Below are 12,693 nucleotides of genomic sequence, written 5' to 3'. Positions count from 1 at the left end.
GATCCGCAGCAGCGCATCGCGCACCTGCCGCTGCTGACGGAGGCTGAGCAGCAGATGCTTGTCGACTGGAACCGCTCCGAGGCGGAGTATCCGCGCGCTGCCGCCGTGCATGCGCTGATCGAGGCCCAGGCCGCGCGCACGCCCCACACTCAGGCGATCGTCTTCGAGGGCGCTTCGCTGACCTATGCGGCGCTCAATGCCCGCGCCAATCAGCTCGCGCACTATTTGCGGGCGCAGGGCGTCGGCCCCGATGTGCTGGTGGCACTGTGTGTCGAGCGCTCGCTGGAGATGATCGTCGGCATCCTCGCCATCCTCAAGGCCGGCGGCGCGTATGTGCCGCTCGATCCCAACTACCCGGCTGAGCGCCTGGCCTACATGCTGTCGCACAGCCGCGCGCCGGTGATCCTGACGCAGGCGGCGCTGGTCGAGCGCTTGCACCACGCCCAAGGGGCACCCGGTACCCGGCATCCGGCGCAGGTGTTTTGCCTCGATGCCGATTGGCACACCCTGGCGCAGCAGCCGACGACCAACCCGCCGCGCACGGCGCTGCCGGAGCACCTGGCCTATATTATCTTCACCTCCGGTTCGACCGGACGACCAAAAGGCGTGATGGTCACACAGCGCGGCCTGATCAATCTGGTCTATGGCCTGCGCGCCTACTTCACTGATCCGGCAGTGCAGATCACCGGCCTGATCACCTCGATCAGCTTCGACATTTCGGTCAACCAGATCTTCCCGACGCTCTTTTTTGGCCGCACGCTGCACATCATCCCCGATCCGGTCAAATTCGACAGCCGCGCGCTCCTGTGCTACCTCGACGCGCACGCGATCCACCTGCTCGACGCGGTGCCCTCCTACATCCAGGCCGTGCTGAACGAGGTCGCGCCGCAGCAGCCGCCCAACGCGCTGCGCTACCTGCTGATCGGCGGCGAGAAGCTCGAACAGCGCTTGCTCGATGCGGTCTTCGGCCAGCTTGGGCCGCAGGTCGAGATCGTCAACATCTACGGCCTGACCGAGATCAGCGACATCAATCTCCTGGGCGGCATCCGCGCTTCCGACCTCGGCCAGCCGATCACGGTGGGCAGGCCCTTGCAGAACAATCGGATCTACATTCTCGATCGCTCGTATCAGCCGCAGCCGATCGGCATCGCGGGCGAGGTCTGTGTATCAGGCGCGAGCGTGTCGCGCGGCTACCTGTACCGCCCGGATCTCACGGCGGAGCGCTTCGTGCCGTGTCCGTTCGAGGACGGCGCGCTGATGGTGCGCACCGGCGACCTTGGCCGCTGGCAGCCCGACGGCACGGTCGAGATCCTGGGGCGGATCGACCATCAGGTCAAGATCCGAGGCTTCCGCATCGAGCCGGGCGAGATCGAGGCCGTGCTGCGGCAGCATGAGGCCGTGCGCGAGGCCGTGGTGATCGTGCGCGACGTGGGTCAGGACGACGCGCGGCTGGTGGCGTATGTCGTAGACCAAAGAACAACAGAAGAAAGAGCAAAGGAGCCGTTGAGCGCTGAGCTCCGCACCTATGCGCGGGAGCGATTACCCGACTACATGGTGCCGAGCGCCTTTGTGCTTCTGGATGCGCTGCCACTCACGCCCAACGGCAAGCTCGATCGCAACGCGCTGCCTGCGCCTGAGGGACGCGGCTCGGATACGGCCGCGAGCTACACAGCACCTCGCAGCCGCGCAGAGGAGATGCTGAGCGCGCTGTGGTCGGCGGTGCTGAAAGTCGAGCGGGTGGGCATCCACGACAACTTCTTCGCGCTGGGCGGGCACTCGCTGCTGGCGACGCAGGTGGTCAGCCGCATGCGCCAGCAAACCGGACAGGATCTACCGCTGCGGCTGCTCTTTGAAGCGCCGACGATCGCCGAGTTTGCCGCCTATCTCCCCGCGCCAGACGACCAGCCGCGCGAGACGGAAGCCGAGCCGGAAACGGTGCCATCCGTCGGACGCGGCGCGGCTCCGATCCCGCTGTCATTTGCTCAGCAGCGCCTCTGGTTCTTCGAGCAGTTGCAGCCGGGCAGCACGACCTACTCGATTCCTTCGGGTGTGCGCATTCGTGGAGCGATCGATCCCGTCGCGCTTCAGCGCAGCCTGAGCACCGTCGTCCAGCGGCACGAGATCCTCCGCACGACGTTTGCGTACGATCCGAGCGCGCCGACGCCTGTGCCCTACCAGCAGATCGCGCCGCCCTCCGAGCTTGAGCTACCGACGGTGGTATTGCCCCGGCTCACGAGCGAGGAGGCGATCCGCCAGATCGTGCAGGCCGAGATGGCCCAGCCCTTCGATCTTCAGCAGGGGCCGCTGCTGCGCGCGACGCTCTTCCGGGTGGCGCCCGATGACCATATCCTGGCGCTGGTGATCCATCACGGCATCTTCGATGGCTGGTCGAACAGCATCTTCCTGCGCGAGCTGATCGCGCTCTACAAGGGCTTCGTCGCGGGACAGCCCGTGGAGCTGCCGCCGCTGCGGCTACAGTACGCCGACTATGCGCTGTGGCAGCGGCAGTGGTTGCAAAGCACGGTGCGCGACGAGCAACTGCGGTACTGGCGGCGGCAGTTGGCCGACGCGCCCCCACTTGAGCTGCCGACCGACTATCCCCGTCCGCCGGTCGTCACCTATTACGGCGGGATCGTCAAAGTCCAGGTGCCTGCCGCCCTGACGCAGCCGTTGCATCGGCTGAGCCAGCGCCTCAACAGCACGCTGTTCATGACGTTGCTGGCGGCCTTTCAGGCGCTTCGGTATCGCTACAGCGGCCAGTCCGACCTCGTCGTCGGGACGCCGATCGCGGGGCGGACCCGCCCGGAGTTCGAGGAGGTGATCGGTCCGTTCGCCAATACGCTGGTGCTGCGGACGGATCTCGGCGGCGCGCCCAGCTTTGAGGAGTTGGTCGAGCGCGTGCGCGGGGTCTGTCTGGACGCCTACGCCCATCAGGATGTGCCCTTCGAGATGCTGGTCGAGGAGTTGCAGCCGGAGCGCGATCTGAGCATCCACCCGCTCTTCCAGGTCTTGTTTGCCTTCCAGAATACGCCCAGCACCGCGCTTGTGCTGCCGGGCCTCAGCTTCCAGGCGATCCCGCCGGACCTCCACGGCGCGAAGGTCGATCTGCTCGTCACGTTCTCCGAGAGCGCAGGCCGGATCAATGGGATTTTCAGCTACCGCACGGATTTATTCGCCGCCACGACAATCGAGAAGCTGGCGCAGCACTACCTGATCCTGCTGCAAGCGGCCCTGGCCGATCCGCACCAGTCGATCGCGACCTTGCCCCTGCTGATGGATATGGAGCGCTGGCGGCTGCTCTTTGAGTGGAACACGCCCGGCCAGGATACCCCGCAGGAAGCCGCGATCCATGAGCTGATTGCAGCGCAGATCGCGCGCACGCCCGATGCCATCGCCCTGATCGACGGCGAGCACGCGATCACGTACCGCGAGCTCCACGACCGAGTCAATCAGCTCGCGCACCAGCTACGTGCGCAAGGCGTCGGCGGGCGCTCTCAGGGCGAGGTGCGCGTGGGAGTGTGCCTCCCGCGCTCGCTCGATCTGATCGTCGCGCTGCTGGCGGTGCTCGAAGCCGGAGGCGCGTATGTGCCGCTCGATCCGACCTATCCCCAGGCACGCCTGCAATTCATCATCGACGATGCCGCCATTGCCGTGCTCGTCACGCAGGAGCGCCTGACCGCGACGCTGTCGCCCTACGACGGGTCGCTGGTCTGCCTCGATCGGGACAGCGCGCAGATCGCGCAGCGGCCCACGAGCCGCCCTGGTGTCGCGGTGCTGCCCGATACGATCGCCTATATCATCTATACCTCCGGCTCGACCGGCCTGCCCAAAGGCGTGATGATCTCGCATCGCGCGCTGGTCAGCTATATCACCGCCGCCCAGCAGCGCTACGCGCTCACGCCCGCCGACCGGATGCTCCAATTCGCCGCGATCACCTTCGATGCCAGCGCCGAGGAGATCTACACCAGCCTGACCAGCGGCGCGACCCTGGTGCTCCGCAGCGACGAGATGCTGTCCAGCCCTGAAACCTTCTTCCGTCTGTGCGATGCGTGGCGCATCACCGTGCTCAGCCTGCCGACGGCCTTCTGGCACCTGCTGGCCGAAGCGCTGGCGGATGCGGAGTTGGCTGTGCCCGCTGCGTTGCGCCTGGTGATCATCGGCGGCGAGCGTGCCGCACCTGCGCGGGTGGCGCAGTGGCAGGACCGGCTGCACGCAGAGGGTGCCCGCCGCTGCACGCTGCTCAATACCTATGGTCCAACCGAGACGACGATCGTGGCGACGGCCTACCCGGTGCCTCCGCACGTCGAGGCCGCAGCGGGCGAGATCCCGATCGGGCGTCCGCTGGCGAATCTGCGGGCGTATGTGCTGGATCGGCAGATGGAGCCGGTGCCGATCGGGGGCCGAGGCGAGCTGTTTTTGGGCGGGCCGCAACTGGCGCGCGGCTATCTCAACCGGCCCGCGCTGACCGCCGAACGCTTCGTGCCTGATCCGTTCAGCCCAGCACCCGGCGGGCGGCTCTATCGCACGGGCGATCTGGCGCGCTACCTGCCCAGCGGCGATCTCGACTACCTGGGCCGCATCGATCAGCAGATCAAGCTGCGCGGCTTTCGGGTCGAGCCGGGCGAGATCGAGGCCGTGCTGCGGCAGCATGAGGCCGTGCGCGAGGCCGTGGTGATCGTGCGCGACGTGGGTCAGGGCGACGCGCGGCTGGTGGCGTATGTGGTAGACCAAAGAACAACAGAAGAAAGAGCAAAGGAACCGTTGAGCGCGGAACTCCGCAGCTATGCGCGGGAGCGATTGCCCGACTACATGGTGCCCCGCGCGTTCGTGCTGCTGGAAGCATTCCCGCTCACGCCCAGCGGCAAAGTCGATCGCAACGCGCTGCCTGCGCCCAATCCGATCCACACCGACGAGGGCGGCTCGTTCGTCGCTCCCCGCACGCCGCTGGAAGATCTGATCGCGGGCGTGTGGGCGACAGTCTTCGGGGTCGAGCGCGTGAGCATCCACGATAATTTCTTTACCCTGGGCGGGCACTCGCTGCTGGCGACGCAGGTGATTACCCGCGTGCGGCACCTCACGGGACGCGAAGTTCCGCTGCGGCTGCTCTTTGAAGCGCCGACGATCGCCGAGTTTGCCGATCAGATCAGCGTCCACTCCGCCGCCGTCGACGTTCCGCTGGTAGCCGTGCCCCGCGCCGCCGCGCCGCCGCTGTCATTCGCCCAGCAGCGCCTGTGGTATCTGGAGCAGTTGCAGCCGGGCACGAGCATGTACAGCATCCCCGTGGCGATCCGGCTCACAGGCCCGCTTGATCCCGGCGCGCTCCGGCAAAGCCTGGCCGCGATCGTCGAGCGTCACGAGGTGCTGCGCACGACGTTTGTCTACGATCCGCTTGCCGATGTGCCCGATCCGCAGCAGCGCGTCGCGCCGCCGAGCGATTTCTCGCTTCCGGGCGTCGTGCTGCCGCCCGACGCGGACGACGCTACGATCCGTCAGGTGGTACAGGCCGAGGTCGATCAGCCCTTTGATCTCGCACGCGGCCCGCTCTTCCGCGCGACGCTCTTCCAGCAGCGCCACGATGTGCATATCCTGGTGCTGGTGCTGCACCACAGCATCTTCGATGGCTGGTCGACGGGCGTGCTGGTCCGTGAGCTGACCACGCTCTACAGGGCGATCGTCGACAACAGGCCATCGCCGCTGCCTGCACTGCCGCTGCAATACGCCGACTATACGGTGTGGCAGCGCGCGTGGTTGGCCCAGGGAGCACCCCGCTCGGTGCTAGAACAACAACTGGACTACTGGCGGCGGCAGCTTGCCGACGTCGCGCCGCTCGACCTGCCGATCGACCATCCACGTCCGCCGATCGCCAGCTATCACGGTGGACACCATCTATTCCATCTGCCCGCCGCGCTGACGAGCGAGCTGCATCGGCTGAGCCAAACGCTGGGCAGCACGCTGTTTATGACGCTGCTGGCCGCGTTCCAGACGCTCCTGTATCGCTACAGCGGCCAGACCGACGTGGTCGTTGGGACGCCGGTGGCCGGACGGGTGCGACCGGAGCTGGAAGGGCTGATCGGCTTTTTCACGAATACGCTGGTGCTGCGCGCCGATCTGTCGGGCAATCCAAGCTTCGCCGATGTGGTGGCGCGCACCCGCGCCACCTGCCTGGATGCCTACGCGCACCAGGATGTGCCCTTCGAGGTCGTGGTCGAGCAGGTCCATCCCACGCGCGATCTGAGCCGCCATCCGCTCTTCCAGGTGATGTTCATCCTGCAAAACATACCGCAGGCCGCGATCGACCTGTCCGGCCTCACGGTCGAGCCGGTCGCCGTCGAAAGCCATACCGCGAAGTTCGATCTGGTGATGGTCTTTGGCGAGACGCCGGATGGTCTTCAGGGCGCGGTCGAGTACGCCACCGATCTGTTCGATGCGACGACGATCGCCCGCCTGGTAGATCATTACCAGACGTTGCTGGCAGGCATGATCGCCGACCCGGCCCGGTCGATCGCGTCGCTGCCGCTGCTGACGCAGGCTGAGCGTCGGCAGATCGTGGTCGATTGGAACCACACGCCGCTTGAGGTACGCCCGGATCTGCTGGTGCATCAGCTAGTGGAAGCCCAGGCGGCGCGCACCCCCGATGCGCTTGCGGTGGTCTTTGGCGATGCAAGCCTGACCTACGCAGCCTTCGACCGGCGTGCGAATCAACTGGCGCACCTGCTGCGGCAGCATGGCGTCGGTCCCGATGCCTGCGTGGCGCTGGCGCTCGATCGCTCGCTGGATCTGGCCGTCGCGGTGCTGGCGGTGCTCAAGGCCGGCGGCGCGTACCTGCCGCTCGATCCGGCCTATCCTCAGGAGCGGCTGCGCTTCATGCTCGCGGATGCCAACGCGCCCGTGCTGCTCACCCACACCGCGCTCGTCGATCAGCTTCCGTCGACGGCGGCGCATGTGCTGACGATCGATACGCTGGTGGGACTCGATCGGTATCCTGTGCTGCCGCTGACTGTGGCGATGGCGCGCGAGCACCTGGCGTATGTCCTCTACACGTCGGGATCGACGGGCACGCCCAAAGCGGTGGCGATGCCCCACGCCGCGCTGGTCAATCTATTGACCTGGCAGCGGCAGAGCACCACCGTGGAGCCAACGGCGACGACGCTTCAGTTTGCGGCGCTGAGCTTCGACGTATCCTTTCAGGAGATGTTCACGACGTGGACCAGCGGCGGCACGCTGCGGCTGATCACGGAGTCCGAGCGGCGCGATCTATCGGCGCTGGCGGCGCTGCTGGCGACCGGCAGCGTGCAGCGGGTGTTCCTGCCGTTTATTGCGCTCCAACACCTGGCCGAGGTCGCCGTGCAGCAGCAGCACAGCCTGCATGGGGTGCGCGAGATCGTCACCGCAGGTGAGCAGTTGCAGATCACCTCCGCGATCATGCAGGTCTATGCGCAGATCCCCGGCGCGACGCTCCACAACCACTACGGTCCGACCGAAACCCACGCGGCCACGGCCCACATCCTGAGCGGCGATCCCACGCTCTGGCCCACGCTGCCGCCGATTGGCAGGCCGATCGGCAATACCCGGATCTACCTGCTGGATGCTCGTGGCGAGCCGGTGCCGATCGGGGTGGCGGGCGAGCTCTACATCGGCGGCGCGCAACTGGCGCGCGGCTATCTCCATCGGCCCGCTGTCACCGCCGAGCGCTTCCTCCCCGATCCGTTTGCGCAGCAGCCCGGCGCGCGGATGTACCGCACAGGCGATCGTGCGCGCTACCGGGCGGACGGCAACATCGAGTACCTCGGACGGAGCGACCAGCAGGTCAAAGTGCGCGGCTTCCGCGTCGAGGTGGGCGAGATCGAAGCGGCGCTCCGCCAGCATCCGGCGGTCGGCGACGCCGTTGTCACCGTGCGCGAGGATACGTCGCCCGCAGGCGGACACCCGCAGAAACGGCTGGTAGCGTATATCGTAGCCGAACACAGGAACAAAGCACACAGGAACCTGGAACCCGGAACCTGGAACCTGGAACTCCGTGCGTTCCTGGGATCGCGTCTGCCGGAGCACATGATTCCATCGGCCTTCGTGCTGCTCGATGCGCTGCCGCTCACGCCCAGCGGGAAAGTCAACCGCCGCGCCTTGCCCGCTCCCGACCCCAGTGCGTTCGCGAGCGATACGTCGCTGGTCGGGCCGCGCGACTACTGGGAGTGGTGGCTGGCGCAGCTCTGGGCCGATCTGCTGCATCTGCCGACGGTCGGCGTCCACGACGACTTCTTTGCGCTGGGCGGTCACTCGCTGCTGGCGGTGCGGGTCATGGCCGAGATCCGGCAGCGGCTTGGTCGCACGCTGCCGCTGGCGACGCTGCTGCAAGCGCCGACGATCGCGCAGGTTGCGGTGCATCTGCGGCAGAGCGGAAGTGAGATGCCGTGGTCGCCGCTGGTGCCGCTCCAGCCACGCGGCAGCCGCCGACCGTTCTTCTGCGTCCATCCTGGCGGCGGCACCGTGTTCTGCTACGCCGACCTCGCGCGGCTGCTCGGCTCTGATCAGCCATTCTATGGCTTGCAGGCACGCGGCCTTGAGGCCGGTCAGACGCCACATCAGACGATCGCGGATCTGGCGGCGGAGTACGTCACGGCGATCCGCACGGTCCAGCCGCACGGCCCCTATCTGCTTGGCGGCTGGTCGTTTGGCGGCAGTGTAGCCTTCGAGATGGCCTGTCGGCTGCGGGATCAAGGCGAAGACGTTAGCCTGCTGGCGCTGATCGATAGCTTCGCGCCTGCGCCGGGCCAGGCTCCGCCCGACGCCGCGACGCTGGCCGCCGCATTCGCCCGCGACCTGGGCGGTATGTTCGGCAAAGCGCTAGAGATTACTCCCGCCGATCTCGCGCCGCTGCCTGTCGCCGAGCGGCTAGCCTATGTGCTGGCGCAGGCCCAGCGTCAGCAGGCGCTCCCACCCGACATCGATCGGGATCAGTTCCAGCGGCTGGCCGACGTGTTCTACGCGAACCTGGCGATGCAGCACGCCGCCACGCTCAGGCCCACGGCAGTGCCGGTAGCGCTGCTGGAGGTCGATCGCGAGGCGCAGGCGGGGCACGCCAGCGTGCTGGCCGAGGGCTGGCGCGTCCTGACGCCCATCGTTGAGCGCCAGGTGGTGGCGGGAACGCACTACACATTGCTGCGACCGCCCCACGTTCAATTTGTTGCCGACTGGCTGGGCAAGCTGCTGGACGCCGCACAGGCCGATTCGTGAGGCGCGCAGATCGGGTTAAGGACTGTCGGTGCGCGACAAGCGCACCGACATGCTAACGATGCGGATTCGCTCAACAGCTATTGGAAGCGCGGCATCACCTCCTGGGCAAAGCGCCGCACCGGCTCCTGGTCGTACGCCACGCGCGGCAGGTAGACCAGCACGTAATTAACGCCCGCCTCGATCAGCGGCTGTAAGCGCGCCTCGATCTGATCGGGCGTGCCGACCCAGTACGATTTGGAGTATTCCTGGTAAGAGGTGCTGCCGCGCGCCTGGGCAGTGACGGCTTCGGGATCTTCGCCCGCGCCGACCAGATGGACGTTGATGCTGGTCGAGCGGATGATCTCGTCGTAGTTGCGGCCAACGTCGTCGCAGTGCTGGCGCAGCACGTCGAACTTGCGGCGGAGCGTCTCGACATCGCCGCCGACATTGCACGCATTGCCGTACTGGGCTACCAGCTTGAGCGTCACTTTCTCGCCGCCGCCGCCGATCCAGAACGATGGATACGGCTTCTGCACGCCTCGCGGCTCGTTGATCGGCTTGTCGATCGTATAGTACTTGCCCTGGAACTCAGGATACTCGCGCGTCCACATCGCGTGGATGATCTGGCAGGCTTCGCGGAAGGCGCGCATGCGGTCGGGCGTGTCGGGGAAGCCGTAGCCGTAGGCCCGCCACTCGTGCTCGTACCAGCCAGCGCCAAGGCCGAAGAGCAGCCGCCCGTGGCTCATTACGTCGACGGTCGAGGCCATTTTGGCGAGCAGGGCCGGGCTGCGGTAGCCGTTGCACGTCACCATCTGGCCGATCTTGATCCGCTTCGTATCACGTGACAATCCGGCGGTGATCGTCCAGCACTCGAAGCATGTCTCAAGCTCCGGCGTCGGCACCGTGTGGAAATGGTCATAGACCCAGATCGAATCGTAGCCGCTCTCCTCCGCCACCTGGCCGACCCGCGTCATCGCCTCGTACTGCTCGATCGGATCGTCGATCTCAACCAGATCCATGCGCCAGCCCTGCGGTACAAACACCCCAAAGGGAATCGGCATGACATCCTCCTTTTCCTAAGTGCCGCGTCTTCAGCCCTGTGCTGCCAGCGCCGAGCGTCCTGCTCCGCTGGCGATGCTCCGGCTGCCGCGCGGCAAACGTCACGCTCCCCGCCACTAATGATATACCCATGTGCGCTGCGGCGCGAATACCGCCCTCCATCGGCTGTGCGGCATCAGCTAGCTCCGGCGCGATTGGTCTTCCACAGCGACAAGGCGGACCTCGTGCAGAAAACGTGCCACATCCGCTTGTGAGCGTAGCCGGATCACCCGTTTCTGAGCGGAGAGCTGCGCCAGCTGCCGGAGAATCTGCGGGCGTCGCGTGCGTGGATACTGCCAGATCCAGCGGAGAAACTGCCAGTCAAGCTTTTCCGAGCAGCCTTCGGACATATCCGGTCGTGCGCGTCCGGCGTAGATCACGCGGCGCTTGACGACGCGCCACAGGCAAAGCCAGCGCGGAAGATCGAGAAAGATGATCGTGTCGGCGGCGGCCAGTCGTATGTCGAGTGTGCCGCCGTAATTGCCGTCCACGATCCAGCGCTCACCCTGCACGAGCCGCTGCTGTAGCGTGCGCCACTCGGCGCGCGGCGTTTCGATCCAGCCCGGCTTCCAGAATAGCCGATCCAGATGAATCACGTCGATGTCGAGGATCGCCCCTAGGTGACGCGCCAGCGTCGATTTGCCCGCGCCGCCGGGTCCGATCAGCATAATTTTTCGCATCTCCTATCGCCTTCAAGTTTCAAGTTTCCGGTTCTTTGAACTTTGAACTTGCTTCGTGGTTCTTCCCTTGATCCCTTGATCCGTTGTGCTTCGTCCCCCCAAGCCGGTGGCGCAGAATGTGATACTTCGCCTGGTGTGTGCCGAAAATGTTTGTGAAAGGAACGAGTATGACCTGGCAAACTCCACAGCCGCTCCCGCCGCAGCCGGTGCCGGACCCAAACCCGCAGCCGCCGATGCCCGATCCGGTGCCGTATCCCAACCCTGAGCCGGAGCCTATCCTGCCGCCGCCGCCGATCATTATTCCCGACGAGTCGAACCCTGCACAGCCCGGCCCGCCCGCGCCGCTTGAGTAGCCGGAGTCCGCAGCACCACAGGCGGCCTCTTGCACGGATGTGGTATATCGGTAGGAGCGTATTGCCGTACGCTCCTACGAACGGTCGGGTCGTGCGCTCGGTTTGAGCACCACATGTCCAGCGGCGCTCCCCACGCGAGCTTCGGAGCGAGCTTCGGATTCTCGTCCGATGATCGGCGCAAGGTGCAGTACAATACCTGTGCCTCAATCATCAGGTTAGGAGTATCAGATGCAAGCTTCAGTGTACACGACATTTGACGATGCTCAGCGCCGCTGGCGTATCGTGCGCTTTTTGTTGACGCTCAATCTGGTTGGCTTTGTCTCGATGTACCTCAGCGCGCAGTGGGACATCGCCGAGCATGCCAAGGGCGCGGTCGATCGGTTCTGGTATCCTCCGCACTACGGCATCTATCTCGGCATCTTGATCGCCGCGCTGGTGCCGCTGGCGGGCCTGATCGTGCTGCTGCGTGCGCCCGGATTGCCGTTCGAGAAGCTGCGGGAAAATCCGGCGCTGGTGATGGTGATCGTCGCGAATAGCCTCAGCTTTACCGGCGCGCCCTTCGATGCGTGGTGGCACGAGACGTTCGGCCTGGATCTGACGATCTGGAGTCCGCCGCATCTGCACATCCTTTTGGGTACGGTCCTGGCCGCGCTGGGCTGCGCGGTGTATTTTCTGGACGACGAGCCGCTGCACGCGCCGCTCCGGTTGCTGCGCTCGCTCGATGGGCGGCTGGTGGTAATGATCTTTACGCTGGCCTTTGCGCTGCTGATGGCCGCGTTTCTGGTGGTGGAGTACGAGGGCGGGCTGCAATCACGCGATGTGCGCGCGCGTCCGCTGTGGTCCTATCCACTGCTGTGGCCGTGGCTGGCGCTGTTTATGATCGCGCTGTTCGCCTCGTGTACGCGCTCGATCGGCATGGCGACGCTGGTCATGCTCTGCTATCTGCTGGTGCGCCTGGCGATCCTGGGCTTCGATCGGGCGGTGCTTGATTTTCGCGGCTTTCACGCCTATCCCCTTGTCGTGCCTGCGCTGGCGTTCGATCTGGCGCTGGCCTTTGGCGTGCGGCGCTGGGGAACGTCGCGGCGCTGGCTGATCGTCGGGGGCGCGGCGCTGCTGGCGACGGCGCTGGTGGTGCTGACGACGCCGCTGTACTGGCGCTGGCTCGGCGTCGCGCCGAGGCTGACGGTGCAGCCGTGGAGCGCCTACTGGCCTATCAGCGTCGGATCGGGTATCCTGGGCGCATTCGCCGGCTGGTGGTGTGGCACCGCTCTGCGGCGGCTGCGGCCAGCCGCTCAGGCCGTACAGCCCGCCGCTCGTGAGCGACCTATCCTGGCATAACGTTCTATTCTTGC

At 66.1% G+C, this 12,693-nt stretch carries 5 protein-coding genes; 3 read left to right on the top strand and 2 right to left on the bottom strand.

Annotation, left to right across the window (positions count from 1 at the left end; all coding sequences use genetic code 11):
* The first annotated feature begins 54 nt into the window (after positions 1–54).
* Positions 55–9,231: an amino acid adenylation domain-containing protein gene (locus tag VFZ66_10260; GenBank protein HEX6289565.1), complete on the top strand. Its 9,177-nt coding sequence runs from the start codon at positions 55–57 to the stop codon at positions 9,229–9,231.
* A 77-nt stretch (positions 9,232–9,308) separates the two neighbouring features.
* On the opposite strand, the gene VFZ66_10255 is transcribed toward VFZ66_10260, so the two are convergent.
* Positions 9,309–10,271 carry an LLM class F420-dependent oxidoreductase gene (locus VFZ66_10255; GenBank protein ID HEX6289564.1) on the bottom strand — a complete coding sequence of 321 codons (963 nt, stop codon included), beginning with the start codon at positions 10,269–10,271 and terminating at the stop codon, positions 9,309–9,311.
* Between the two features lie 177 nt (positions 10,272–10,448).
* Complete coding sequence (locus VFZ66_10250; GenBank protein HEX6289563.1) at positions 10,449–10,988, bottom strand: DNA topology modulation protein; 540 nt, start codon at positions 10,986–10,988, stop codon at positions 10,449–10,451.
* A gap of 167 nt (positions 10,989–11,155) precedes the next feature.
* Here VFZ66_10250 and VFZ66_10245 point away from each other — a divergent pair, with 167 nt between their 5' ends.
* Positions 11,156–11,341 (top strand): hypothetical protein, encoded by a 186-nt coding sequence (locus VFZ66_10245; GenBank protein HEX6289562.1) that lies wholly within the window; start codon positions 11,156–11,158, stop codon positions 11,339–11,341.
* Positions 11,342–11,569: 228 nt separating this feature from the next.
* Complete coding sequence (locus tag VFZ66_10240) at positions 11,570–12,679, top strand: hypothetical protein (GenBank protein HEX6289561.1); 1,110 nt, start codon at positions 11,570–11,572, stop codon at positions 12,677–12,679.
* Positions 12,680–12,693 lie beyond the last annotated feature (14 nt).

It is taken from the genome of Herpetosiphonaceae bacterium, from assembly GCA_036374795.1.
In the GTDB taxonomy this organism is placed as follows: domain Bacteria; phylum Chloroflexota; class Chloroflexia; order Chloroflexales; family Kallotenuaceae; genus LB3-1.
This window is presented reverse-complemented; position numbering and strand designations above follow the sequence as displayed.

What these genes read in the sequence shown, in the direction of transcription:
- VFZ66_10240 (HEX6289561.1), top strand. Translation starts at nt 11,570, where the DNA reads ATGCAAGCTTCAGTGTACACGACATTTGACGATGCTCAGCGCCGCTGG.
- VFZ66_10260 (HEX6289565.1), top strand. Translation starts at nt 55, where the DNA reads ATGCTTGTCGACTGGAACCGCTCCGAGGCGGAGTATCCGCGCGCTGCC.
- VFZ66_10245 (HEX6289562.1), top strand. Translation starts at nt 11,156, where the DNA reads ATGACCTGGCAAACTCCACAGCCGCTCCCGCCGCAGCCGGTGCCGGAC.
- VFZ66_10250 (HEX6289563.1), bottom strand. Translation starts at nt 10,988, where the DNA reads ATGCGAAAAATTATGCTGATCGGACCCGGCGGCGCGGGCAAATCGACG.
- VFZ66_10255 (HEX6289564.1), bottom strand. Translation starts at nt 10,271, where the DNA reads ATGCCGATTCCCTTTGGGGTGTTTGTACCGCAGGGCTGGCGCATGGAT.